At 74.1% G+C, this 24,222-nt stretch carries 20 protein-coding genes; 9 read left to right on the top strand and 11 right to left on the bottom strand.

Annotated features, from left to right (window positions below):
* From AB0I29_RS15605 to AB0I29_RS15590, 4 genes are read left to right on the top strand one after another with little or no spacing between them, the layout of a single operon-like run.
* Positions 1–720: a DUF4129 domain-containing protein gene (locus tag AB0I29_RS15605; protein WP_357482831.1), complete on the top strand. Its 720-nt coding sequence runs from the start codon at positions 1–3 to the stop codon at positions 718–720.
* Entirely contained in the window at positions 717–2,012 is a 1,296-nt protein-coding gene (locus AB0I29_RS15600) for a DUF4350 domain-containing protein (protein ID WP_357482828.1), read from the top strand. Before AB0I29_RS15605 ends, AB0I29_RS15600 begins: the two co-directional genes overlap by 4 nt.
* Positions 2,009–3,148, top strand: coding sequence for a MoxR family ATPase (locus AB0I29_RS15595; RefSeq protein ID WP_285108291.1), 1,140 nt, complete (start codon positions 2,009–2,011; stop codon positions 3,146–3,148). The genes AB0I29_RS15600 and AB0I29_RS15595 overlap by 4 nt, the downstream gene beginning before the upstream one ends.
* Positions 3,149–3,155: 7 nt before the next feature.
* Complete coding sequence (locus tag AB0I29_RS15590; protein ID WP_357482824.1) at positions 3,156–4,508, top strand: DUF58 domain-containing protein; 1,353 nt, start codon at positions 3,156–3,158, stop codon at positions 4,506–4,508.
* An 80-nt stretch (positions 4,509–4,588) separates the two neighbouring features.
* Here the strand turns inward: AB0I29_RS15590 and AB0I29_RS15585 are convergent, their stop codons facing one another.
* From AB0I29_RS15585 to AB0I29_RS15575, 3 genes are all read right to left on the bottom strand, one after another.
* Entirely contained in the window at positions 4,589–5,755 is a 1,167-nt protein-coding gene (locus AB0I29_RS15585; RefSeq protein ID WP_357482822.1) for a hypothetical protein, read from the bottom strand.
* A 112-nt stretch (positions 5,756–5,867) separates the two neighbouring features.
* A complete protein-coding gene (locus AB0I29_RS15580; protein ID WP_285108438.1) occupies positions 5,868–6,524 on the bottom strand; it encodes a response regulator transcription factor in 657 nt (218 codons plus the stop codon).
* A 47-nt stretch (positions 6,525–6,571) separates the two neighbouring features.
* Positions 6,572–7,972, bottom strand: coding sequence for a sensor domain-containing protein (locus AB0I29_RS15575; protein WP_357482819.1), 1,401 nt, complete (start codon positions 7,970–7,972; stop codon positions 6,572–6,574).
* A 195-nt stretch (positions 7,973–8,167) separates the two neighbouring features.
* Here AB0I29_RS15575 and mtrA point away from each other — a divergent pair, with 195 nt between their 5' ends.
* Genes mtrA through AB0I29_RS15560 form a run of 3 tightly spaced genes read left to right on the top strand, consistent with a single transcriptional unit; the run spans position 8,168 to position 12,464 of the window.
* Positions 8,168–8,848, top strand: a complete 681-nt coding sequence (gene mtrA / locus AB0I29_RS15570; protein WP_182619134.1) for an MtrAB system response regulator MtrA — start codon at positions 8,168–8,170, stop codon at positions 8,846–8,848.
* Positions 8,849–8,880: 32 nt separating this feature from the next.
* Positions 8,881–10,719: an MtrAB system histidine kinase MtrB gene (gene mtrB, locus AB0I29_RS15565; protein ID WP_357482814.1), complete on the top strand. Its 1,839-nt coding sequence runs from the start codon at positions 8,881–8,883 to the stop codon at positions 10,717–10,719.
* The gene (locus AB0I29_RS15560; RefSeq protein ID WP_285108299.1) at positions 10,719–12,464 is read left to right on the top strand and encodes an LpqB family beta-propeller domain-containing protein; all 1,746 of its coding nucleotides are present in this window, start codon (positions 10,719–10,721) and stop codon (positions 12,462–12,464) included. The genes mtrB and AB0I29_RS15560 overlap by 1 nt, the downstream gene beginning before the upstream one ends.
* 103 nt (positions 12,465–12,567) lie before the next feature.
* Here AB0I29_RS15560 and raiA read toward each other — a convergent pair whose 3' ends face one another.
* A complete protein-coding gene (gene raiA, locus AB0I29_RS15555; protein WP_285108301.1) occupies positions 12,568–13,233 on the bottom strand; it encodes a ribosome-associated translation inhibitor RaiA in 666 nt (221 codons plus the stop codon).
* Positions 13,234–13,494: 261 nt separating this feature from the next.
* A complete protein-coding gene (locus tag AB0I29_RS15550) occupies positions 13,495–14,238 on the bottom strand; it encodes a ComF family protein (protein ID WP_357482809.1) in 744 nt (247 codons plus the stop codon).
* A 108-nt stretch (positions 14,239–14,346) separates the two neighbouring features.
* Between AB0I29_RS15550 and AB0I29_RS15545 the strand changes: the two genes are divergently transcribed.
* Positions 14,347–15,609, top strand: a complete 1,263-nt coding sequence (locus AB0I29_RS15545; RefSeq protein WP_357482806.1) for a crosslink repair DNA glycosylase YcaQ family protein — start codon at positions 14,347–14,349, stop codon at positions 15,607–15,609.
* A gap of 25 nt (positions 15,610–15,634) precedes the next feature.
* A complete protein-coding gene (locus AB0I29_RS15540) occupies positions 15,635–17,347 on the top strand; it encodes a cation:proton antiporter family protein (RefSeq protein ID WP_357482803.1) in 1,713 nt (570 codons plus the stop codon).
* 7 nt (positions 17,348–17,354) lie between these two features.
* On the opposite strand, the gene mnhG is transcribed toward AB0I29_RS15540, so the two are convergent.
* From mnhG to AB0I29_RS15510, 6 genes are read right to left on the bottom strand one after another with little or no spacing between them, the layout of a single operon-like run.
* Positions 17,355–17,714: a monovalent cation/H(+) antiporter subunit G gene (gene mnhG / locus AB0I29_RS15535; RefSeq protein ID WP_285108305.1), complete on the bottom strand. Its 360-nt coding sequence runs from the start codon at positions 17,712–17,714 to the stop codon at positions 17,355–17,357.
* A complete protein-coding gene (locus AB0I29_RS15530; protein ID WP_350224615.1) occupies positions 17,711–18,112 on the bottom strand; it encodes a monovalent cation/H+ antiporter complex subunit F in 402 nt (133 codons plus the stop codon). Before AB0I29_RS15530 ends, mnhG begins: the two co-directional genes overlap by 4 nt.
* Positions 18,109–18,723: a Na+/H+ antiporter subunit E gene (locus tag AB0I29_RS15525; protein ID WP_357482798.1), complete on the bottom strand. Its 615-nt coding sequence runs from the start codon at positions 18,721–18,723 to the stop codon at positions 18,109–18,111. Before AB0I29_RS15525 ends, AB0I29_RS15530 begins: the two co-directional genes overlap by 4 nt.
* Positions 18,720–20,381 carry a Na+/H+ antiporter subunit D gene (locus AB0I29_RS15520; RefSeq protein WP_357482795.1) on the bottom strand — a complete coding sequence of 554 codons (1,662 nt, stop codon included), beginning with the start codon at positions 20,379–20,381 and terminating at the stop codon, positions 18,720–18,722. Before AB0I29_RS15520 ends, AB0I29_RS15525 begins: the two co-directional genes overlap by 4 nt.
* Positions 20,378–20,911 (bottom strand): Na(+)/H(+) antiporter subunit C, encoded by a 534-nt coding sequence (locus AB0I29_RS15515; RefSeq protein WP_285108310.1) that lies wholly within the window; start codon positions 20,909–20,911, stop codon positions 20,378–20,380. The genes AB0I29_RS15520 and AB0I29_RS15515 overlap by 4 nt, the downstream gene beginning before the upstream one ends.
* Positions 20,908–23,973, bottom strand: coding sequence for a Na+/H+ antiporter subunit A (locus AB0I29_RS15510; protein WP_357482791.1), 3,066 nt, complete (start codon positions 23,971–23,973; stop codon positions 20,908–20,910). The genes AB0I29_RS15515 and AB0I29_RS15510 overlap by 4 nt, the downstream gene beginning before the upstream one ends.
* Between the last annotated feature and the right edge of the window lie 249 nt (positions 23,974–24,222).

Raw genomic sequence — 24,222 nt, 5'->3', positions numbered from 1 at the left:
ATGAGGGCCGATCTGCCCGTCGTCCCGGACCGGGACACCGCACGCGAGTGGCTGACGAGCGAGCTGCAGCGCCCCGAGTACGCGGAGCGCGAGTCGCTGCTGTCGCGCGTGATCCGCTGGGTCCTGGACTGGCTGAACGGCATCGACTGGCCCGACACCGCGATGTCGGGGCCCCAGCTCGGGATCGTCCTCGCGGTCGTCGCCGTGGTCGTCCTGGTGATCGCCTGGCTGATCGCCGGACCGGTGCGGCTCGGCCGCGACCGGACGGGAAAGGCCGAGGTGCTCGACGCCGACGACGCGCGGACGGCCGCGCAGATGCGCGCCGCGGCCGACGCCGCGGCGGCGTCGGGCGACTGGCGGACGGCGGCCGTGGAACGCTTCCGCGCCGTCGTCCGGTCCCTGGAGGAGCGGGTGATCATCGAGCCGCGACCCGGCCGCACGGCGCAGGAGGCCGCGGGCGACGCGGGCGAGCGCCTGCCCGGACAGGCCGCCGGTCTGCGCTCGGGCGCCGACCTGTTCGACGGCGTCGAGTACGGCGACCGGGTCGCCACGGCGGCGGACGACGCCGCGCTCCGCGAGCTCGACGCCCAGGTCACCGCGGCCCGGCCCGCGGCGGTCCCCGCGACCGCTACCGGCACGGGCTCCGGCCCCGATACGCACGACGACGAGCCCGCGGACGCCGCCCGGGGCGCCCACGAGAAGCCGGGGGTGTCCGCATGACCACGCAGCTGCCCTCCCCGTACGCCCCCGCGCCGCCCGCCCCGACGCCGCCCTCGGCGGTGCCGGCCGCGGCCACGGGGCCGGTCGACGAGCCGCCGGTGGTCATCGGCGACGACACCACGGGCCGGTCACGCGCCGCGAGCCGGTGGCGCCGGATGCGCTGGCCGCTGACGGTGCTCGCCGCGGTCGCCCTGTTCGTCCTGTTCCTCGCGGTGGTCCGCACACCGACGTCCGCCGAGCCCAACGCGCCGGACAACCCGGAGCCGGACGGGGCCATGGCCGTGGCCGAGGTCCTGAAGGACCAGGGTGTGCGCATCACCCACGTCACCTCGGTGGCCGACGCCGTCGCCGCGGCCGGGCCGGACAGCACGCTCCTGGTCACGCCGAACCCGTCGTTCTTCGCGGACGACCAGGTCTCCGCGCTCAACCGCACGGGTGCCGACCTCGTCGTGCTCAACCCGGACTACAGCATGGTCGCGGGCGTGAGCCGCGACAAGCTCGACATCACCTACGGCGAGCGGCCCGACCCGGTCGAGCCGCAGTGCGACGACCCGGCGGCGCAGGCGGCGGGCGCGGTCACGCTGGCGCCCGGTCTGTACGACGCGTCCGCCGCCGGCGACCACGTGCGCCCGGTCCTGTGCTGGCCGGACGGCGCCGGCGCGTTCGCCTACGCCCGCCTGGACTTCCCGGACCGGTCGGTGACCGTGGTCAGCGACCCCGCGGTGCTCCGCAACGGCACCGTCCTCGACGAGGGCAACTCGGCGCTCGCGCTGTGGATGCTCGGCCAGAACGAGGACCTCGTCTGGCTGGTCCCGGACCCGATGGACATCACCACCGGCAGCGACGAGCCCACCCCCGCCGAACGTGGCCAGGTGAACGCGGTCATGCCGCCCGGTTCCGCGCCGGTCGCCCTGGTGGCCCTGCTGGCCGCGGTGCTGCTCGCGCTCTGGCGCGTGCGCCGCATGGGGCCGCTGGTCGTCGAGGACCTGCCGGTGCTCGTCCGCTCGGCCGAGGCCACGCGCGGTCGCGCTCGCCTGTACCGGGCCGCCCGCGCCCGCGGGCACGCCGCCGCCGGCCTGCGGGCGGCGTCCGCCGACCGGATCGCCTCGCGCCTCGGTCTGGCCCGCTCGTCCGACGCCAACACCGTGGTCGACGCCGTCGTGGCCGCCACGAACCGCCCGTCGCAGCAGGTGGCAGACCTGCTCTACGGCCCACCGCCCGCTGACGACGCCGCGCTCGCCGAGCTCGTGCGCCGACTCGACACCCTGGAGAGCGAGGTCCACCGACCGTGACCGAACCAGCCTTCCCCGCGCAGAGCGCGAGCCGGCCCGCGGAGCCGACGTCCGACCCGCAGGCCGGGCAGCCCGGGGCGCCCGCCGCCCCGGCGGCCCAGACCGTGCAGACGGTGCCGGTGAACGGCCCGGCCGCGGCCGGCCCGGTCGACGCCGCGCCCGCCCCGGCCCAGCCGCCCGCCCCGTCGCAGGAGCTGCGCTCCGCCCTGGCGGCGGTCCGTACGGAGGTGGGCAAGGCCGTCGTCGGGCAGGACGCGGCCGTGACCAGCCTGCTCATCGCGCTGCTGTGCCAGGGCCACGTGCTCCTGGAGGGTGTGCCGGGTGTCGCCAAGACGCTGCTGGTCCGCACCCTCGCGGCGGCCCTGAAGCTGGACACCAAGCGCATCCAGTTCACGCCCGACCTCATGCCGGGCGACGTGACGGGCTCGCTCGTCTACGACGCGCGCACGGCCGAGTTCTCGTTCCGCGAGGGACCGGTGTTCACCAACCTGGTGCTGGCGGACGAGATCAACCGCACGCCCCCCAAGACCCAGGCGTCCCTGCTGGAGGCGATGGAGGAGCGTCAGGTGTCGGTGGACGGCACGCCGCGCCCGCTGCCGGACCCGTTCCTGGTCATCGCCACCCAGAACCCCGTCGAGTACGAGGGCACCTATCCGCTGCCCGAGGCCCAGCTCGACCGGTTCCTGCTCAAGCTCGTGCTGCCGCTGCCCGAGCGGGAGCAGGAGGTCGAGGTCCTGGCCCGGCACGCCGCCGGGTTCGACCCCCGCAACCTGGCGGCCGCCGGCGTCACGCCCGTGGCCGACGCCGGGGTGCTGGAGCGCGCCCGCGCCGAGGTCGCGCGCGTCCAGGTGTCGCGCGAGGTGCTGGGCTACGCCGTCGACGTGTGCCGCGCCACGCGGTTCTCGCCGTCGCTCTCGCTCGGTGTCTCGCCGCGTGGCGCCACCGCGCTGCTGCGCACGGCGCGGGCCTGGGCGTGGCTGTCGGGCCGCTCGTTCGTGACGCCGGACGACATCAAGGCGCTGGCCCACCCGACGCTGCGGCACCGCGTGCAGCTGCGCGCCGAGGCCGAGCTCGAGGGCGTCACCGCCGAGGGCGTGCTGGACACGGTGCTGGCCTCCGTGCCCGTGCCGCGCTGAGGGCCGCATGGTCGTGACGTGGCGGGCTGCCGCCCTGATGGGGCTCGGCGTGGTGCCCGTGCTGCTCCTGCCGGCCAACGGGACGGTGCTGGTCTGGGCCACGTTCGTGGTCCTGGTGTGCGTGGCCGACGTCGTCCTGGCCGCCTCTCCGCGCCGCGTGGCGGTGCAGCGGCGCGTGCCGGCGTCGGTCCGGCTGCGCTCCGAGGCGACGAGCGAGCTCGTGGTCCGCAACGCGTCCGGCCGGCGCTTGCGGGCGGTGGTCCGGGACGCGTGGGGCCCGTCGGCCGGTGCGGGTCCGGGGCGGGGCAGGTCCGACCGCGTGCGCCCGGCGTCGGGCGGGCCGGGGCGCCACCACGTGGACCTGCCCGACGGCGAGGCCGCGCGCCTGCCGACCGTCCTCGTGCCGACGCGGCGCGGCGACCGGGCGGCGGGCGGCGTGACCGTCCGCAGCCTCGGGCCGCTGGGCCTGGCCGGCCGCCAGGTGACGCTGCCCGTCCCGGGCCGGCTGCGCGTGCTGCCGGAGTTCGCCAGCCGCAAGCACCTGCCGTCGCGCCTGGCCCGGCTGCGGGAGATGGACGGCCGCGCCGCCGTGCAGATCCGCGGCGAGGGCACGGAGTTCGACTCGCTGCGGGAGTATGTGGTGGGCGACGACGTCCGCTCGATCGACTGGCGGGCCACCGCCCGCCGTCGTGAGGTGGTGGTGCGCACCTGGCGTCCCGAGCGGGACCGGCGCGTGCTGATCGTCCTGGACACCGGCCGCACGGCCGCGGCCCGCGTGGGCGCGCCCGACTCGACGGGCGCGCCGCGCCTGGACGCCAGCATCGAGGCGGCGCTGCTGCTCTCGGCGCTGGCCGGGCACGCGGGCGACCGCGTGGAGCTCGTGGCGTTCGACCGCACCGTGCGGGCGCGTGTGGCGGGTGCCGCCGGACCCCGGCTCATGCCGGCCCTGGCGGAGTCGCTGGCCACCGTGGACCCCGTGCTGCTGGAGACGGACTGGCCGGGCGTGGTGGCGCAGGTGCGCACCCGGATGACGCAGCGCGCGCTGGTGGTGCTGCTCACCACCCTGGACCCGGCGGCGGTGGAGAACGGCCTGCTGCCCGTGGTGGACCAGCTCGCCCGCGACCACACCGTGGTCGTCGCCTCCGTCGCGGACGAGGAGGTGGCGGCGCTGCGCGCCGGCCGCGAGACGGTGGCCGACGTGTACGACGCAGCGGCCGCGGCCCGGGGCGACCTGGAACGCACCGCGGTCACCACGATGCTGCGCCGCTACGGGGCCGACGTCGTCGAGGCGCTGCCGGACGACCTCGCGCCGCGGCTCGCCGACGAGTACCTGGCCCTCAAGGCCGCCGGCCGGCTCTGACCGACCGGCTCTCACGGAGCGGCCGCCGGCCGACCCGGACGAGCAGCGCCCGGTCGCACGAGGCGGCCGGGCGCTGCTGCTCACCCGTTGGTCTGGACGGCGAGCCGGTGCACCGCGCTGTCGAAGTGCGGCGCGCCGATGGACCGGTTCTGCGGGGTCCCGTACGAGGTGACCCCGCGGACGTACCCCAGGCGCGTGCGGTCGCTGTAGTGCCACACCCACGGGCCGCCGGAGGACCCGGTGCCGAAGTTGCACCCGCTGATCAGCGAGGTGCGGGCCGCGACGCTGCTCTTGCGGGTCATGCCCTGGCAGCCCCACATCACCTCGCCGTAGTCGCGGTTCGACGGGTACCCGAAGACCTTCACCGGCCAGCGGTAGTACTGGTCGATCTTCAGCCCGTTGCCGCCGACGGCCGGGACCACGCGCTGCCCCGCCTCGTTCGCGAACGTGGTCATCATCCCGACGTCGCGGTACCAGCCCTGCGCCGTGCCGCCCTTCTGGACCCAGGTCTTGAAGGTGTGCAGGGTGCGCGCCTGGAACGTCCCGTAGGGCGTCGGGTCGGCCGCGGTGCCGTCGTACCTCGGCACGAAGACCAGGTTGCTGTGCCAGGTACCGCCCCGGCCCTCGTGCACGCAGTGCCCGGCGGTGATCACCACCCGCTTCGACCTGGTGTTGATCGTGGCCGCCGAGCAGTAGCTCCCGCTCCCGTAGCCACCGATGAAGAGCTTGCCGGTGCTGATCGGGAACGTGTTGATCGACTGGGTCTGCGCCCCGCCCGCCGGGGCGCCCTCGGGTGCCACCGGGCGGGTCACGACCTTGCCGTCCTGGGCGGCGTCACCCAGCGGGGCCGCCGGCAGGCCGCCCGCGCGGCCCACCGTGGTGCCGGCCATGAGCTCCGCGGCGACCCCCTTCGCCATCTTCTCGACGAGCGCGGGGTCCCCGGGGGCGTCCAACGGCTTCGCTGCCGCCATCCGCTCCTCCGTCCAGTACTCCAGCACGGCGGGGTCCCCGCCCTCCGCGTCGACCCGCTGCAGCTCCTGGGCGGAGTAGGTGCGCCGGGAGGCGCCGTCCGCCTTCAGGACCGGCGCGACGGCCGACACGATCCCGGTGTCGGCGGTCTTGGCCACGCGGGCCGGCGGCGCGCCGGTGGCGGCCGCGCCCCAGGCCGTCGGGACGACGGCCACCGTCGCCGTGACGGTCACGGCGGCCGCCATGGCCGCGAGGCGCAACCTCTGCGTTCTGCCCATAGATCTCCCCTGTCCACTTGTCCGGTTCATCCGGTCCATGCCGAATCGGACACATGCTAGACAAGAAACGTTAGGGGGTCTATCGGTTTTCGGTCGTGGGCTCCGCGCGCGGTCACACGCCGAGGTGGCGGAGCACGGCCAGGACCCGGCGGTGGTCGGCGGCGTCCTGCGGCAGGTCCAGCTTGGTGAAGATGGCCGCGACGTTCTTCTCGACCGCCCCGGCCGACAGGTGCAGCAGGTCCGCGACCGCCTTGTTGGACCGGCCCTGCGCCATCAGACCCAGCACCTCGCGCTCCCGGGCCGACAGGCGGTCCAGGGCGGTGTCCTGCCGAGCGGAGCCCATGAGCTGCGTGACCACCTCCGGGTCCAGCACCGTGGCGCCCTGCGCCACGCGGCCGAGCGCGTCGACGAAGTCGCGCACGTCGGCCACCCGGTCCTTGAGCAGGTAGCCGACGCCGCGTGCGTCGCCGGCCAGGAGCCGGCTCGCGTACCGCGTCTCCACGTACTGCGAGAACAGCAGCACGGGCAGGCGCGGGTGCCGGGCGCGCAGGCTCAGCACGGCCCGCAGGCCCTCGTCGGTGAAGGTGGGCGGCATGCGGATGTCCGCCACGACGACGTCGGGCAGCGACTCCTCCCGGACGGCGCGGGCGACCTCGCGCTCCAGCGCGTTCCCGTCGCCGACGCCGGTCACGGTGTGGCCCCGTCGCGTCAGGAGCGCGGCGAGGCCGTCGCGCAGGATCGCCGAGTCCTCCGCGACGATCACGCGCAGACCGGTGCCGGTGGTGCCGGTGCCGGACGTCGGGTCGGCCGGGCCGGTCACGCGCGTCCGGACGGGCTGGGGGTGGGCAGGGTCACGGTGACCACCGTAGGCCCGCCGGCGGGGCTGGACAGGTCGAACGTGCCGTCGACGGACCGCACCCGGTCGGCCAGCCCGGCCAGGCCGGACCGAAGACCCGAGCCGTCGGGCGCGACGACCACGGCGCCGCCGCGGCCGTCGTCGCGCACCCGGATCCGGAGCGCCGCCCCTGCGCCGCCGACCTCGGCCGCGGGCTCGACCAGCACGTACACGCCGGAGGCGCGTGCGTGCTTGGCCGCGTTCGTGACGAGCTCGGCGACGCTGAAGTAGGCGATCGACTCCAGCGCCGGGGCCAGGCGGCCGTCCGCCTCGACGCTCGGGTCCACGTCGACGGTGACGGGCAGGGCCGACCGTGCCGCGAGGGTCTCCAGCGCCACGCCGAGGCCGCTGTCGAGCGCCGGCGGATGGATGCCCCGGGCCAGCTCGCGCAGCTCGGTGAGCGCCTCCTTGGTCGACGCGTGCGCGGTGTCGACCAGCTCGGCGGCCTGGGTGACGTCGCCGCCGTCGGCCAGCTGCTCGCGCGCCTCGCCGAGCTGCATGGCGACGGCGACCAGGCGGGCCTGTGTGCCGTCGTGCAGGTCGCGCTCGATGCGGCGCAGGCGGGCGTCGGCGTCGTCCACGGTGCCGGTGCGGGACCGCTCCAGCTCGGCGACCCGCAGGCTCGCCCGGGTGGGGCTCAGCAGGCCGGCGGTGAGCACCCGGAAGAGCAGCGCGAACATCCGCGTGATCCACGGCCAGCAGAGGAGCAGCAGCAGCCCGGCGAGCGCGGCGAGGGCCAGGCGCGGGGGCGTGTCCAGGAAGTAGGCGTCGCCGAACTGGGCGCCGCGGTGCAGCGCGCCGTCGCTGCCGGTCTGCTCCGGCAGGTACCGGTACCAGAACCAGTAGGTCAGGCCGCCCAGGCCGGTGGCCAGGAACGTGATGCTCGTGACGAAGGACAGGATGGCGAGGGGGAAGGTGACGAACATGAACAGCAGGGCGCGCCACCCGGTGGCGTCGCCGATCAGGGAGCCGATCGTGCGCCAGAAGCCGCGCGGCCGGACGTACGGGGCGGGCACGGCGACCTCGAGGTCGAGCAGGTCGCGGGCGAGACCGCGGTACATCGCGCCCCAGCCGCGGCCACCGGCCACGACGGCCCCGGCCACGAACAGCCCGACCACCGTGACGGCGATGCCGGCCGTGAAGCTGACCGCGAAGAGCGTGTAGGTCAGGGCGAACGGGGCCAGCAGGAGCACCAGCGTCAGGTAGCCCTGCTCGCGCCAGGTGCGGGCCGCGAACGGTGCGGTGAGGAAGCCGGGGCCAGGCCGCGCGGCGCCGCCCGGGACGGCGACGGGTGCGAGCCGGTCGGCGGTCATGGTTGTCATGGTGCCAGGTTCGCCCCTCACGGGGCGGCGGCGACATGGGGTCGACCGCCGGGTTGTCCGGGGGTTTTCCCCCGTACCGGGATGCGGTCCACCCGCGGCCCGCGGCATACCCCCACCGGGTGAACCTGGGCCGAACACGCCAGGTCGGGGCCCACAAGGCCGGGTTTGCTGGACCAGGCTGGCACACTGGAGGGCATGAAGGTACGAGTTCTTGTCGTCGACGACGACACAGCACTGGCGGAGATGATCGGCATCGTCCTCAAGGGCGAGGGCATCGAGGCGATCTTCTGCGCCGACGGGGACTCCGCGCTGGGCATGTTCCGGACCCATCAGCCAGACCTCGTGCTGCTCGATCTCATGCTGCCGGGCAAGGACGGCGTCCAGGTCTGCCGCGAGATCCGCGCCGAGTCGGGCGTGCCGATCATCATGCTGACGGCCAAGTCGGACACGCTCGACGTGGTGGTGGGCCTCGAGTCCGGCGCCGACGACTACGTGTCCAAGCCGTTCAAGCCCAAGGAGCTCGTCGCCCGGATCAAGGCCCGCCTGCGCCGCAGCGAGGACCCGGGCCCGGAGCGGCTGGTCGTGGGCGACGTCGAGATCGACGTCACGGGCCACACCGTGACGCGCGACGGCGAGCGCATCGCGCTCACCCCGCTCGAGTTCGACCTGCTCGTCGCGCTGGCGCGCAAGCCGTGGCAGGTCTTCACGCGCGAGGTGCTGCTGGAGCGCGTGTGGGGCTACCGGCACAGCGCGGACACGCGCCTGGTCAACGTCCACGTGCAGCGCCTGCGCTCCAAGATCGAGCGTGACCCGGAGAACCCGGAGATCGTCCTGACGGTGCGCGGCGTCGGCTACAAGGCGGGCGCGACACGCTGATGCCGTCCGGCCTGGTCACACGGCTTCGCCGAGTGGTCTCACGGGTCCGGGTGGTCACGGTCCGGGCCACCCGCCGCGGGGTCGCGCAGTGGCGCTCCTCGCTGCAGCTGCGTGTCGTCACCACCGCGCTCGCGATCGGCCTGGCGGCGATCGCGGTGCTCGGGCTGTACCTGTCGACGTCGGTGCGGGACGGGATCTACGAGCAGCGGCTCGCGGCGATCGACCGGGAGGCCGCCGCATTGACGACGCAGGTCTCGGAGAACTTCTCGAACTCCGCGACGACGTCGAACGGCGACCTGCAGAGCCTGCTCAACGACACGGTCTCGACGCTCACCGCCACCAGCGGCTCCACCGCGCAGGACTACTTCCTGCTGCAGGAGCCCGGCGGTACCGCGCAGGTGTCCGACGTCGTGTCCCGGGGCGACCTGAGGGACGTGGTCATCACCGACGAGCTGCGCCAGGCGAACATCGCCTCCGAGGACGACCAGGTGCTGCAGGCGGTGGGCATCCCGGCGGTCGACGACCCGAGCGTGGTCCGGCCTGGCGTCATCGTGGGCTCCACGGTCCAGGCGGCGCCCGACGCCCGCTACGAGATCTACTACCTCTACTCCCTGGAGCCCGAGCAGGAGACGCTATCGTTCGTGCACCGCGTGCTGCTCGCGGGCGGGTTCGGGATGCTGGCCCTGCTCGGCGTCGTCACGTGGACGATGGCCCGGCAGACGGTGACGCCGGTGACGAGGGCCGCGACCGTGGCCGAGCGCCTCGCCGAGGGGCACCTCTCGGAGCGCATGCCCGGCGCGCGGGGCGCCGACGAGATGGCGAGCCTGGCGCGGTCGTTCAACGAGATGGCCGAGAGCCTGCAGGACCAGATCCGGCGCATGGAGGAGCTCTCCGCGATGCAGCGGCGGTTCGTCTCCGACGTGTCGCACGAGCTGCGCACACCGCTGACGACCATCCGGATGGCGAGCGAGATCATCCACGAGTCGCGTGACCAGATGGACGCGGACGCCAGCCGGTCCGCCGAGCTGCTGCTGGGTCAGATCGACCGGTTCGAGTCGCTGCTGGCCGACCTGCTGGAGATCAGCCGGTTCGACGCCGGCGCCGCCGTGCTCGACGCCGAGCGCCGCGACCTGGGCGACCTGGTCATGTCCGTGGTGGAGCAGGCCGCCCCGCTGGCGGAGACCAAGGACGTCCGGGTCTCGGTGCGCCTGCCCGACGGCGACGCCGCAGCCGACTTCGACCCGCGCCGGATCGAGCGCATCCTGCGCAACCTCGTGGTCAACGCGATCGAGCACGCGGAGGAGCGCCCCGTCGAGGTGACGGTCGCGGAGAGCGACCGCGCGGTGGCGGTCGTGGTGCGCGACTACGGCGTCGGCATGACCAAGCAGGAGGTCGAGCACGTGTTCGACCGGTTCTGGCGGGCCGACCCGGCGCGCGCCCGCACCACGGGCGGCTCCGGCCTGGGCCTGGCGATCGCCCTGGAGGACGCCCACCTGCACGCGGGCCGCCTCGACGCCTGGGGCCGCCCGGGGCAGGGGGCGAGCTTCCGCCTCACGCTCCCGCGCAGCGCGGGCATCCAGCTGGGGGAGCCGCCGGTGACCATGGCGCCCGCCTCGCACGGGCTCGGCGCGCGCACGGGTCAGGTCCCCGCGGTGCACCCGGCCGCCGGTCCGACGCCGACGCAGATCCCGGACCTGTCCGGTCAGGGTCTGTCGGACTCCAGGCCTTCCCGTACCGAGCCCGGCGAGCCGGAGCTCGCGGAGCCGGAGCTCGCGGAGCCGGAGCTCGCAGGGCTGGATCTCGCGGAGCCGGACGAGCGCGGCGAGCGCGCCGGATCGAGACCCGCGACGAACGACCTGGAGGTGCACTGATGCGCAGGGCAGCGAACCGCAGGGCGGCGAACACGGTGGCCGCCGTCGCCGTCGCCCTGCTCACCGCCGTCGGGCTCGGTGCCTGCGCCCAGATCCCCACCTCCGGCCCCGTCCGGGTGGGCACCGCGCCCGTCGAGCCGCAGGCCGACATCGCGATGCTGCCGCGCGGACCCATGCCCGGCACGGAGCCGCAGGCGATCGTGTCGGGCTTCCTCGGCGCTGCGGCGGCTGCGGCGACGTCGCCCAAGGAGTTCCAGACCGCCCGGGAGTTCCTCACGGCCGATGTCTCGGTCGCCTGGAACCCGGACGAGGCGGTGCGCGTCGTCCGCGAGGCGCCGCTGCCGGAGCCGCTGGAGGAGGAGATCGACCTCGGGACCACCGACACGGTGGAGATCGTCGTCAAGGCGACGACCATCGCGACCCTGGACAGCACCGGCGCCTACACCGAGGTGGGCAGCCCGCGCGAGGTCGGCTACCGGTTCACGCTCGTCATGGTGGGCGGCGAGTGGCGCATCTCGGCCCTCGACAACGGTGTGCTCGTGCCCGCCAACCTCTTCGCCAACCAGTACCGGGCCACGCGGCTGTACTTCCCGAGCGCGAACGAGGTCACGACCCTGGTGCCCGACCTGCGCTGGTTCCCGCGCCGGTTGTGGCAGAAGGTGGCCGTGGAGCAGATCCTCGCCGGGCCGCCCGAGTGGCTCCAGGGCGCCACGCAGTCCCTGGTGCCGGACGGGACCGGGCTCGTCTCGCCCTCCGTCCAGAGCAGGGACGACGCCGACGTCGTGCCGATCCGGCTCACCGAGCAGATCAGCGAGGTGCCCGCGGCGCAGCGCGCGGTGATCGCGGCGCAGTTCTCCGCGACCCTCTCCGAGGGCGCCGGCCGGGTGATTCCCGTCGAGCTGTTCAGCAACCAGAACCGGCTGTCGGTCGACGCGGCCGACGTGGACCTCCCGGCGACGATCGCCCAGGCGATCGTGCTCCAGGACGACAGCCTGTTCCGGGTGGACGACGGCCGGCTCGTCGAGCACGACGTGTCCGTCGACCTGTCGGGCATCGACCCGACCGCGCTCGCCGTCAGCCCCGGGACCACACCCATCGTGGTGCGCGACGGCACGGACCGGATCGTCAACCTCTCCCTCGACGAGGGCGAGGGCCCGGTTCCGGTCCTGGAGGGGTCCGACCTGGCGGCGCCGTCGGTGGACAAGTTCGGCAGCACGTGGACCAGCGGCGACGCGGGCAAGCTGCGGGTGGCGACGGACGCGCTCGACGTGGTCGAGCTGAAGCCCGAGTGGCTCAAGGGCCGCAGGGTGATCAGCGTCTCGGTGTCGCCGGAGGGCTCGCGCGTCGCGGTCGTCAGCGAGACGCCGTCCGGCCGGCAGGTGCAGGTGGCCGGCATCGTGCGCGACGCCGAGCACGCCCCGGTCAGCCTGGCGCCGGCGCTCTCGGTCGCCGCGCCGGTGGCCGACGTCGTGGAGGCCCGCTGGGCGGGGCTCACCACGCTCGCCCTCCTGACCCGGAACGGTCAGGGGACGTCCTCCGTCTGGAACGCGGGCGTCGGCGGCCTGGCCGGCACCGCCGGGCAGTCGCGCCAGCTCCCGGGGCTCACCGACGTCGTGCAGATCGCGGCGGGCGTGAACGACGAGGGGATCCTCGTGCTCACCGAGGACGGCAGCCTGGAGCACGAGGAGACCGGCGTCTGGCAGCCGATCGCCGAGGACGTGGACCTCGTCAGCTACCCCGGCTGACCCGGCCGGGTCCGGCCGGGAGACACGACGGCGGCGAGGCGGAACCGCATCCGCCTCGCCGCCGTCCTGCTCTCGGCCGTGCCCTCTCGGCTACACCGTCTCGCTACGTCAGGTCGGTGACCGGGGCGCCGCCGCACGGGTTGTCGAGCTGGATCACACCGAACGACCAGCCCTTGCGCTTGTAGAGCACGGACGGACGCGACGTCTCCTTGTCGATGAAGAGGTAGAAGTCGTGGCCCACCATCTCCATCTCGTAGACCGCGTCGTCGAGGGTCATCGGGTCGGCGTGGTGCAGCTTCTGGCGGATCACCACGGGCGAGTCGCCGATCGTGGTCTCCACGGAGTCACCCGGCGCGGCCAGCGCTGCCGGGGTCGAGATCTGGGGCTCGGGTCCACCGGAGCCGCCGTCGGTCAGGATCTCGTCGAGCGGGCGCACGTCCACGGGGGCGAGCACCTTGTTGTTCCGGTGGTCCTTGCGACGGTCCCGGGCTCGGCGGAGTCGTTCGTTCAGCTTGTCGATCGCGAGGTCCAGGGCGCCGAAGCGGTCGTCTGCCGCAGCCTCGGCGCGGATCACCGGGCCCTTGGCGCGCAGCGTGAGCTCGACGCGCTCGCGGTTCTCGGACAGCCTCGGGTTGTTCTCGTGCGTGACCTCCACGTCCACCCGGCGTACGTAGGGGGACAGCAGCTCCACCTTGGCGAGCTTGTCCTCCACGTGCTGGCGAAAACGGTCTGCCACGTCCGTGTGCCTGCCGACAACGACAATTTCCATGTGCGTATCTCCGCTCCGGGAACTCTGGGCCACGCCGTCCCTTGCCGGCGGCGCGCGCCCGTCTCTACTGGGTCTGGCACCCCCTGCTGGTGCCGGGCACGAACCACCTCCCGTCGCGGCGCCCGACAACTTCGTCGAGCCTCGGATCTTGCGTGGGAGGTTCAGGCTAACTCCGTCGCCTGGGTAACGACAGTCCCAACCAACGGTGAACAAGACGACACAGATCTGTCACACTTTCAGGTTCGGATCGGAACGCCGCTTTCACCCGACGGTCACGTTTCCGCGATCCGCGGCTCGCGTCCCGGGGGTCGGCGTCGCTGCCAGCACGGTTGCTCCCAGCACGTCGTGCCCGCAGCCCTCGAGGGCCCGTTCGACGGCGGCGAGGGTCGCGCCGGTCGTGAGCACGTCGTCCACAAGAATGCACATGGATCTTTGTCCGAGCGCCCGCGCCCCGCGTCTCGTCATGCGGACGGAACCGCTCAGGTTGCGCCCGCGGGCCCGTGCGCCGAGGCCCACCTGGTCACGCCCGCGGCCGGTCCGGGCGAGGGCGGGTACCACGCGCGCGGGCACCCCGCCGTCGTGCAGCCCCAGGGCCACCGACCGGGCCAGGACGGCCACGGGCTCGCGGCCGCGCGCCCGGCGCGCGGCTCCCGTGGACGGCACGGGTACGACCGCGAGTGGTGCGCCGCACGCGGGGGAGAGCACCGGCCCCAGGCGGGCGACGGCCCGGCACAGCGCCGGTGCGAGGAGGCGGTCGAGGTCGGCCCGCCCGCGGTCCTTCCAGTGCACGACGACGTCGCGCACGGGGCCGGCGTACGGCGTGAGCGCCCACACGGGCACCGGGGGCACGCCGTCGAGCCGGTCCAGGCGGGGCGCGCCGTGCTCGACCCGCGCGAACGGGCCGGCCAGGAGGGCCGCGCACCCGGCGCACCAGGGCACGTCGAGCTCGCCGCAGGGACAGGTGACGGGCAGCAGGAGGCGAGCGAGCTCGCGGACGGGACGCACCCGACCACCCTGCCCGCCCGCGCGCCTTGCCGCCGGTTGTCCACAGGCCTGTGCGCCCACCCATCCCTCCGGCCGGTCAGTGTCAGTGGTGCGCGGCAGGATGGGGCCGTGCAACCGATCCAGATGACCCTCGACCAGGCCCGCCGGGTCGCCGTGGCGGCCCAGGGCCTGCATCGCCCGCGCACCGACGGGCCGCGCACCATGCGGCACGTCCAGGGCGTGATCGACCGGCTCGGCCTGTTCCAGATCGACTCGGTGAACGTCCTGGCACGTGCGCACCTGCTGCCGCTGTTCTCCCGGCTGGGCCCGTACGACACCGACCTGCTGGACCGGGCCACGGTGTCGGGCAGGTACGCCCGGCGCTCGACGCGGGGCGCGGTGGCGGACCGCCGGCTCGTGGAGAGCTGGGCGCACGTCGCGGCCTACGTGCCCCCGCGCGCCTGGCCGCTGCTGGCGTTCCGCCGCCGGTGGTTCGCCGAGGAGTACGACTGGCGCGAGCTGGACGGCGTGCGCCTGCCGGACGCGCCGCAGGTCCGCGAGGTGCACGACCTGGTGGCGTCCGAGGGTCCGCTGTCGGCCTCCCAGATCCACGACCGGTTCGTCTCCGAGGGGCGCTCGGTGCGCCGCAAGCGCGGCACCTGGTGGGACTGGAGCACCGAGAAGCGCGTGGTCGAGCACCTGTTCTTCACCGGCGAGGTGGTCTCGGCGGGGCGCAACGCGCAGTTCGAGCGGCTCTACGACCTGCCGGAGCGGGTGCTGCCGCCGTCGGCCCTGGTCGACGTGCCCGAGCTCGAGGCCAAGAAGGCCCTGCTGGAGCTCGGCGCGCGGGCGCAGGGGATCGGCGACGCACGCAGCATCAAGGACTACTACCGGCTCAAGGGGCCGGTCGCGGACCGGGCCCTGGCCGAGCTCGCGGAGGACGGCGTGCTGCTGCCCGCGCGTGTGGCCGGCGGGTCGGAGAAGTGGTTCCTGCACCGTGACGCCGCCCGGCCACGGCGCGCGGCGGGGCAGGCCCTGCTCGCCCCGTTCGACCCGCTGGTCTGGGAGCGCACCCGCCTGGAGCGCCTGTTCGGCATGCGCTACCGGATCGGCATCTATACCCCCGTCGCCCAGCGCACCGACGGGTACTACGTGCTCCCGTTCCTCGAGGACGCGCAGCTCACGGCCCGCGTGGACCTCAAGGCCGACCGGGCGGCCGGCGTGCTGCGGGTCCAGTCGGCGCACGCCGAACCGACGCTGACGGACCACACGCCGGCCCGGCTGGCGCACGAGCTGCACGCCATGGCCAGGTGGCTGGGCCTGGAGGGCGTGACCGTCGAGGACAAGGGCACCCTTTCACCCGCGCTGCGTGCGGAGGCGGCGGTTTCCTGAAACACGCGACAACTAAACTCGGGGCATGGCCACCGCTGCGATCTTCCTGGTAGCCACGGTCGCGGCCGGGCTGGGCGCGGTGCTGCTCCGGCTGCCGCCCCTGGTCGGGTTCCTGGTGGCCGGGTTCGTGCTCCACGCAGCAGGCGTCCAGGAGCCGGCCTACCTCGGGACCATCGCCGACCTGGGCGTGACGCTGCTGCTCTTCGGCATCGGCCTCAAGCTCGACGTCAAGACGCTGCTGCGCAGGGACGTCTGGTTCACCACCGTCGCGCACCTGCTGGTCAGCGTCGCGATCGCGGTGGGCTTCCTCGGCCTGCTCGGCGTGGTCGGCTTCTCGATGCTCGCGGGCGAGGGCCTGGGTGTTCTCGCGCTCCTCGGGCTCGCCCTGTCGTTCTCCTCCACGGTGTTCGTGGTCAAGGTGCTCGACGGCCGCTCCGACCAGTCCGCCCTCTACGGCCGGATCGCCATCGGCGTGCTCGTCATGCAGGACCTGATCGCCGTCGTCTTCCTGTCGGTTGCCTCCGACCACCCGCCGAGCCCGTGGGCGTTCGCCCTCGTGCTGCTTGTCCCGGGTGCCTGGCTGCTGCGCAAGGTGTGGTCGCGGGTGGGCCACGGCGAGCTGCAGGCCCTGTTCGGCGTGGCCGTCGCGCTCGGCCCGGGCTACGCGCTGTTCGAGGCCGTCGGGCTCAAGGGTGACCTCGGCGCGCTCGTGATGGGCATGCTCCTGGCCGGTCACCCCGCCGCGACCGAGCTGTCCCGCAACCTGTTCACCGTCAAGGAGCTGCTGCTGGTCGGCTTCTTCGTCTCGATCGGCTTCTCCGGCGAGCTCACCTGGCAGGCCGCGGTGGTCGGGTTGCTCCTGCTGCTCATGCTGCCGCTGCAGGCGATCGTCACGGCCGTGCTGCTGCGCCTGATGCGCCTGCGTAAACGCACGGCGATCCTGTCCGGGCTGGTGCTGGCCAACTACTCCGAGTTCGGCCTCATCGTCGTCGCGGTCGGCTCCCAGACCGGCCTGCTGCACGACGAGTGGCTCGTCGTGCTCGCCGTCGCCGTCGCCGCCAGCTTCGTGCTGTCCTCCGCGATCAACACGCGCGGCAACGAGTTCGCCATGTCGCTCGCCAAGCGCTTCCCGTCCAAGCCCAACGAGTGGCTGCACCGCGAGGAGCGGCTCATCGACGTGTCCGGCGCGGAGGCGCTGGTGCTCGGCATGGGCCGGGTCGGCCGCGGCGCCGTCCGGCAGCTCCGCGACGACTACGGCCTGGACGTCGTGGGCGTCGAGCACGACCCGACCCGCGTCGCGGCCCTGCGCGGCGAGGGTTTCACGGTGGTGCAGGCCGACGCGACGGACATCGAGTTCTGGGGCCGGGTGCGCAGCGCCGGCGCCGTCCGCCTCGCCATCCTCGCCATGCCGTTCCACGCCGCCAACCTCATCGCGCTGTCCCAGCTGCGGGCGAGCGGCTTCGACGGCACGGTCGCCGCCATCGCCCGGTACGACGACGACGCGGCCGAGCTCGAGCGGCACGGCGCCGACGCGGTGTTCCACCTGTACGGCACGGCCGGCCTGGCCCTCGCCGACGAGGCGGCCGAGGCCGCGCTCGGGTACGACGCCGCCGAGCGGATGCGCGACGCCCAGGCGGAGCGCCGGTCCGCGGCGACGGCCGGCGACGAGCCTGACGAGCCCGACGAGCCCGCCGACCGGCCCGCGGACGAGCCCGCCACCAGCGGCGGCGCGCCCTAGCCGGACCTCACGCCTGGTCCCCAGGCGTCGAGGAGCGCACCGGGAAGGCGTCGTCCTCGGTGTCCAGGAGCGTCGCGTCCACGCAGCGGGTGCGCAGCCCGGCCCGGCCCACCATGTAGGCGGCCACCGGGGACGTCATGAGCTGGAAGATGGCGACGAGCAGGAGCATGGTCGCGGAGCCCTTGTCCTGCAGCCGGAGCGCGACGCCCGCCAGGAGCAGCAGCAGACCCAGGACCTGCGGCTTGGCCACGACGTGCATCCGCGAGAGCAGGTTGTCGAACCGCATCACGCCGACCCCCGCGGAGAACGAGAAGAAGGCGCCGAGCAGCAGGCAGACGGCGGCGGCGACGTCGGTCACGACGGTCATGACACCTCCCCGCCGGCGTTCGTGGTCCCGGCGTCCGACGTCGGCTCGGACTCCGAGCCGGCGACCGCACCACTTCCCGGACCCGGGCCGACCGAGCTAGGCCGCGGCCCGGACCGCTGCGCGGCCGTGCCGTTCTTGGGGGGCTCGACGGCGGCGAAGCGCGCGATCGTCACCGACCCGATGAACCCCACCAGCGAGAGCACCACGAGGATGGGCACGGACTCGGTGCGGCGGGAGATCGCGGCCTCGACCGCGATGGCGCCCACGAGGGCGGTGGTGAGCACGTCGAACGCCACGGTCCGGTCCAGCATGGTCGGCCCGCGCTCGATCCGGACCACCGCGAGCAGCGCGCCCACGGCGAGCAGGGTGGTCGCTACCACCCCGACGGCGAGCATCATCGGCGTTCCTCCTTGTGCAGGGTGTACGGCGCCAGCCCGACCCGGGCCAGCTCGGCGCTCGGCGCGAAGGCGCGCAGCAGGCGGGCCTCCAGGTCGAGGGTGGCGTCCCGGACGCCCTCGGGCCCACCGGACGCCGCGATGTCGAGCACGTGCAGCCGCAGGGTCCGGCTGGGCCGGTCGAGATCGATCACGAGCGTGCCCGGGACCAGGGAGGACAGGCCGGCGGTCGTGGCGATGAACAGGTCGGAGTCCGAGCGCAGCGGCACCGAGACCAGGGCGCCGTGCGGGGTCGGGCCGCCGCGGGCCGTCCGGCGCGGGACCACCGCGGTCCACGCCACCTGGAACGACGCGAGCACCAGGTCCCCGACGAACCGGCCGAGCAGGTGGAGCAGCGGCCCGACCCGCAGGGTCGTGGCCGTGCCGACGGGCGGCAGCGGGAAGGCCAGCGCCACGAGCGCGCCGAGCAGCACCCCGGACAGCACGTTCGCCCAGGACAGGTCGCCCCACAGGAGCACCCAGAGCACGGCGCCCACCACCATGGTCGGCCACAGGGTCACGACCCGGCGCGTCCGCCGGCGCCAACGGCTCTGCGCGGTGTCGGTGTGGTTCACGGCTCCACCTCCACGGTGTCGTCGGTGACCTTGTTCGACTCGCCGGTGCCCCGCTGCGCGCCGTCGGGGAACACGGCCTCGATGTAGGTGTGCCCGTCCATGACGGACTCGGCCGCGCGGTCGGCGTAGTCGTACAGCGGGCCCGCCGCCACGGTGAGCCCCACCCCGACGGCGACCAGCGCCGCCGTCGGCCCCACCATGCCCCAGGGCAGGGGCGTCGGATCGGGCAGCTTCTCGGGGCAGGGCTGCCAGAACGCCTTGTTCCAGGCCCGGACCACCGCGTAGAGCGTCAGCAGCGAGGTGACCACCGAGCCCACCACCAGCACCCAGGCCAGCGCCGAGCCGTCCACCACTCCGGCCTCCAGCAGGCCCACCTTGCCCAGGAACCCGGACAGCGGCGGGATGCCCGCCAGGTTCATCGCCGGCACGAAGAACAGGATCGCGAGCCCGGGCGCCAGGGTGGCGAGGCCGCCCAGACGGTCCAGCGACGTGGTCCCGGTGCGGCGCTCGATGAGCCCCACGACCAGGAACAGCGCCGTCTGCACGGTGATGTGGTGCACCACGTAGAAGATGGCCGCCGCGGTGCTCGCCTGGGTGGCGAGCGCGACCCCGAAGATCATGTAGCCGATGTGGCTCACGAGCGTGAACGACAGGAGGCGTTTCACGTCGTCCTGCGCGACCGCGCCCAGGATGCCGACGATCATGGTGGCGAGCGCCAGCACGAGCAGCACGGCCTCCAGGGCCTCGTTCCGCGGGAAGAGCAGGGTCTGGGTGCGCAGGATCGCGTACACGCCGACCTTGGTGAGCAGGCCCGCGAACACGGCGGTGACCGGCGCGGGGGCCGTCGGGTACGAGTCCGGGAGCCAGGCGGACAGCGGGAAGATGGCCGCCTTGATGCCGAACGCGAGCAGCAGCAGCCCTTGGATGCCGAGCCGCACGCCGGGGTCGATGTCGGGCAGCCGCTCGGCGAGCTGGGCCATGTTCACGGTGCCGGTGGCCGCGTAGACCAGGCCGACGGCGACGAGGAACACGATCGAGCTGAGCAGCGCGACCACCACGTAGATGCTGCCCGCCCGGATGCGCTCGACGGTCCCGCCCAGCGTGAGCAGCACGTACGAGGCGGCGAGCAGGATCTCGAATCCGACGTACAGGTTGAACAGGTCGCCGGCGAGGAAGGCGTCCGCCACGCCCGCGGCGAGGATGAGGAACGTCGGGTGGAAGATCGCCACGGGCAGCACGTCGCGGCGCACGTCCTCGTCGGCGTCGGGGTCCTGACCCTCCAGGGCCTTGCGCAGGATCTTGGTGTCCTTGGTGGCGGGCGCCGACCGGTCGGCGCCGTCGGCGATGCCCTGCGCCATCGAGTAGAGCAGGACGCACAGCAGCACCACGCCGCTGACCAGCAGCATGAGGGCCGAGAGCGGGTCGGCCACGAGGTTGACCCCGACGGGCGCGGCCCACCCGCCGACGTCGATGACGACCGGCCCCTCCCTGGCGGCGACCACGAGGCCCGCGGCGGCGGCCACCACCACCGACAGGGCGACCACGGAGATGATCCGCTGTGCCCGCTCGTACCGGTGCAGCGCCAGGGCGAGGCCCGCGGCGAACAGCGGCACCAGCACGGGCAGGGGGACGAGTGTCGCCGTGCTCCACAGGTTCATGCGCCGTCACCCCCACGGGCACCGGTGCCGGGCCGGGCGACGCCGTCCGGCTCGGACGCGGGGTCCGGGAGCGCGACCTCGTCCCGCACGGCCACCGCCTCCTCGTCCAGCGTGGACCCCGACTCCTCGGCGTCGCTGTCGGCGTACGACGGCGCGTCCGCGACGGCGAGCCGCGCGATGCGGGTGTCCTCCACGTCGTCCTGCACCTCGTCGTGCCCGTGCAGCTGCCAGGAGCGGTAGGCCATGGCCAGCACGAACGCCACCAGGGCGAGCGTGATGACGATGGACGTCAGCACCATGGCCTGGGCCAGCGGGTCGCTCATCGGCTCCGAGGTGGCGCCGGTGATGGGCGGCGCCCCCGCGCGGCCGCCGGCCACGAGGATCGCGAGGTTGGCCCCGTTGCCCATCAGCACGAAGCCGAGCAGGACCCGGGTCAGCGACCGTTCCAGCAGCAGGTAGACGCCGGAGGCGAACAGCACGCCGACGGTCAGCAGCAGCGCCCCCGAGGGCACGGTGTCGAGCACGATCATGCGCGGTCACCTCCCGCGCGCACCTCGACGCGCCGTCGTTCGCCGATCGACCAGGCGAAGGGTTCCGCCTGCCGGTCCAGCTCCGCGCCGAAGGTGCGCAGGATGTCGATGACCAGGCCGATGACCACGAGGAACACTCCGACGTCGAAGAACAGGCTGGTGACCAGGTGGACGTGGCCCAGCACGGGCAGGTGCAGGTCGAGGATCGTGCTCTCGAGCGCCTCCTGCCCAGCGAGCAGCGCCACGAGGCCCACGCCCGCCGAGAGGAACAGGCCGGTGCCGAGCACGAGGCCCGGGTGCACCGGGGCGGCCTCGCCCAGCTCGAACCGGCCGCCCGCCAGGTACCGGACGGTCAGGGCCAGGCCGGCCACGAGGCCCGCCGCGAACCCGCCGCCCGGCGCGTTGTGCCCGCTGAACAGCAGGAACAGCGCGAACAGGATCATGGGGTGGAAGATCACGCGGGTGAGCACCTCGAACAGCATCGACCGCTGCACGGGGTCGAGCGTGGGCCCGGCGAGCAGCCACCTGCCCCGGCGCGCCGGCTGGGCACCGGCACCGGCACCAGTACTGGCACCGTCGCCGGGCTGGACCACCTGCGGGTTGGCGGCCCGGTCGAGGCGCAGCACGTCGCCGCTGCGCTGCCGCAGGAAGACGAGCGACGCGACGCCGGTGGCGGCCACCAGGAGCACCGAGATCTCGCCCACGGTGTCCCACGCGCGGATGTCGACGAGCGTGACGTTGACGATGTTGTGCCCGCCGCCGAAGGTCTCGGCCTCGACCGGGAAGTCGACGGACACCGGCATGTGCACCCGCACCAGGGGGGCGGCGGCCACGAACGCCATGACGACCAGGCCGGTGACCACGCCGATCGCGAGCCGTACCCAGCGGCTGGCCGCGAGCGGGCGGTCGGAGAAGTACGGCGGCAGGCGGCGGAGCACCAGCACCATGACCACCAGGGTCAGCGTCTCGCACAGCACCTGGGTCAGGGCCAGGTCGGGCGCGCCGTGCAGCAGGAACAGGGCCGCGTTGCCGTAACCGGCGACGCCCGCCAGGATCACCGCCTTGAGCCGGCGCCGGGCCCGCGCGGTCAGCACGGCGGCCAGCACGACGACGAGCACGACGACGAGCTGTGCCGGCCGGTCCCACGGCACCAGGGCGAACGGGCCGAGGTGGAGCACGCCGTCGCGCCCGGCGGCGTCCTGCGCGACCGGGAGGCCGTTCGGCTCGCCCACCAGGCCGAGGGCGAGTGCGAGCCCGGGCCCCACGGCGAGCGTCACGAGGATGACGCCCAGGTAGAAGGGCAAGGACCCGCGCTGGGTGCCGGCCGTGACGTCGCTGGCCAGGCGGTCGAGCTTGCGCATGAAGCGGCGGTAGAGCACGTCGGCGCCGTCGGGGGACCACAGCGAGTCCTGCAGCCGCTCGATCCGCACGCGCTGCCAGAACGCGAGGCCACCGGCCAGGAACACGGCGACGGTGATGGCGAGGGCGGGCGTGAACCCCTCCCAGAGGGCGAGGTGCCCCGGCTCTCCGACGGGGTAGGTGTTGGCGTACGGGGCGAGCAGCTCCTGGCCCACCTGGGGCACGAGAGCCACGACGAGGCCGAGCACCGCCAGGACCAGCGGCGGCGCGACCATCCAGAACGGCTGCGGGTGGATCGTGCCGGGTGCGGCGTCGGGCAGGGCGGCGGGCGTCGTCGTCGGCGTGGTGCCGGGCGGCGCGCCGTGCGCGGTCGCGACCTCCCGTTCCGGGAGCCCGGCCGTGGCCGGCAGGCGCGGCTTGAACGCGCCCCAGAGGAACCGCAGCCCGTACGCGACGGTGAGGGCCGAGCCCACGGCGACCAGGACGGTCATGACCCGGCCGAGCACGTCGCCGTCGTGCTCCCAGGCCACCAGCGCCGCCTCCTTGGCGACGTAGCCGGCGAACGGCGGCAGGCCGATCATCGAGGCGGTCGCGAGCGTGGCGGCCAGGGCGGTGACGGGCAGCCGCCGTCCGACGCCGGCGAGCTTGCGCAGGTCGCGGGTGCCCGTCGCCGCGTCCACCACGCCGACCACGAGGAACAGCGACGCCTTGAACATGGCGTGCGCGCCGAGCAGCGCGAGGCCCGCCAGCGCGGTGGCGCGCGTGCCGTAGCCGAGCAGGAGGGTGAGCAGGCCGAGCTGGGAGACCGTGCCGAACGCGAGGACCAGCTTGAGGTCGTGCTGGCGCAGCGCGCGGTACCCGCCCAGCAGGAGCGTGGTGCCGCCCAGCACGAGCACGACCGTGCGCCAGGCCGTGAGATCCGAGAACGCGGGCGCGAACCGGGCCACCAGGTAGATGCCCGCCTTCACCATGGCGGCCGCGTGCAGGTAGGCGGACACGGGCGTGGGCGCGGCCATCGCGGCGGGCAGCCAGAAGTGCGTGGGCACCAGCGCGGACTTGGTGGCCGCGCCGGCCAGCAGGCAGACGACGGCGACGGTCACCGCGGGCCCGGCCGGCGGGTCGGCGACGACGGCCGACACGCTCCAGGTGCCGGCGGCGACCCCGAGCACCACCACGCCGACGAGCATCGCGAGGCCGCCCGCGGTCGTCACGATCAAGGCCTGCATGGCGGCCCGGCGCGACGACGTGCGGTCGGCGTAGTGGCCGATCAGGAGGTAGGAGAACACCGTGGTGAGCTCCCAGAACACGAACAGCAGGAGCATGTCGTCGGCCGTGACGAGGCCGGCCATCGAGCCCGCGAACGCCACGAGGAACCCGCCGAACCGGCCCAGGCCGCGCGCGTCCTTCGCGAAGTAGGCGCTGCAGTACAGGAGCACGAGGGTGCCGACCGCGCCGACGATCAGCAGCATGAACCAGGACAGCGAGTCGAGCCGCAGGTCGACGGCCAGGCCCAGCGCGGGGATCCACGGCACGTGCTCCGTGGGCGTGCTGCCGGCCAGGACGGCGCCGGTCTGGGACAGGGCGTACGCGGCGGCCCCGGCGGGACCGAGGGCGAGCACCCAGAAGGCGCGTCGACCGAGGCGGTCGACGAGGGCAGGCGCGGCGAGCGCGAGGACGCCGTGAGCGAGGAGTACCGGAAGCACGTCCGTTCCGTCCTGTCAGGGCTCGTGGACAGGACGTCGTGCCAGGGGTACCGGGTGCGAACCCGGGGTCGAGCACTGGACGGCTTGCCGCGCGAGCGCGGGCGGGTGGGCGATGTGACCACTCTATCCGGTGTCGGTCTCCGGTTCGTCACGGGAAACCCATGACGGGCTCAGGAACCGCATGCTTCCCGTGATCGTTACCCCGAGAGCGAACCCCGTCGGTCCGAGGTCGGCTCTGGGCCACCCGCT

This window comes from Promicromonospora sp. NPDC050262 (genome assembly GCF_040655935.1).
Lineage (GTDB): Bacteria > Actinomycetota > Actinomycetes > Actinomycetales > Cellulomonadaceae > Promicromonospora.
The sequence above is the reverse complement of the archived record's forward strand: the minus strand, read 5'-3'. Positions and strand labels throughout refer to the sequence as shown.

Bases quoted from the DNA above. Each gene is read 5' to 3' on its own strand.
- mtrA (WP_182619134.1), top strand. From the start codon at position 8,168: ATGAAGGTACGAGTTCTTGTCGTCGACGACGACACAGCACTGGCGGAG.
- AB0I29_RS15590 (WP_357482824.1), top strand. From the start codon at position 3,156: ATGGTCGTGACGTGGCGGGCTGCCGCCCTGATGGGGCTCGGCGTGGTG.
- AB0I29_RS15575 (WP_357482819.1), bottom strand. From the start codon at position 7,972: ATGACAACCATGACCGCCGACCGGCTCGCACCCGTCGCCGTCCCGGGC.
- AB0I29_RS15600 (WP_357482828.1), top strand. From the start codon at position 717: ATGACCACGCAGCTGCCCTCCCCGTACGCCCCCGCGCCGCCCGCCCCG.
- mnhG (WP_285108305.1), bottom strand. From the start codon at position 17,714: ATGACCGTCGTGACCGACGTCGCCGCCGCCGTCTGCCTGCTGCTCGGC.
- AB0I29_RS15540 (WP_357482803.1), top strand. From the start codon at position 15,635: ATGGCCACCGCTGCGATCTTCCTGGTAGCCACGGTCGCGGCCGGGCTG.
- AB0I29_RS15585 (WP_357482822.1), bottom strand. From the start codon at position 5,755: ATGGGCAGAACGCAGAGGTTGCGCCTCGCGGCCATGGCGGCCGCCGTG.
- AB0I29_RS15530 (WP_350224615.1), bottom strand. From the start codon at position 18,112: ATGATGCTCGCCGTCGGGGTGGTAGCGACCACCCTGCTCGCCGTGGGC.
- raiA (WP_285108301.1), bottom strand. From the start codon at position 13,233: ATGGAAATTGTCGTTGTCGGCAGGCACACGGACGTGGCAGACCGTTTT.
- AB0I29_RS15560 (WP_285108299.1), top strand. From the start codon at position 10,719: ATGCGCAGGGCAGCGAACCGCAGGGCGGCGAACACGGTGGCCGCCGTC.
- AB0I29_RS15515 (WP_285108310.1), bottom strand. From the start codon at position 20,911: ATGATCGTGCTCGACACCGTGCCCTCGGGGGCGCTGCTGCTGACCGTC.
- AB0I29_RS15520 (WP_357482795.1), bottom strand. From the start codon at position 20,381: ATGAACCTGTGGAGCACGGCGACACTCGTCCCCCTGCCCGTGCTGGTG.
- AB0I29_RS15605 (WP_357482831.1), top strand. From the start codon at position 1: ATGAGGGCCGATCTGCCCGTCGTCCCGGACCGGGACACCGCACGCGAG.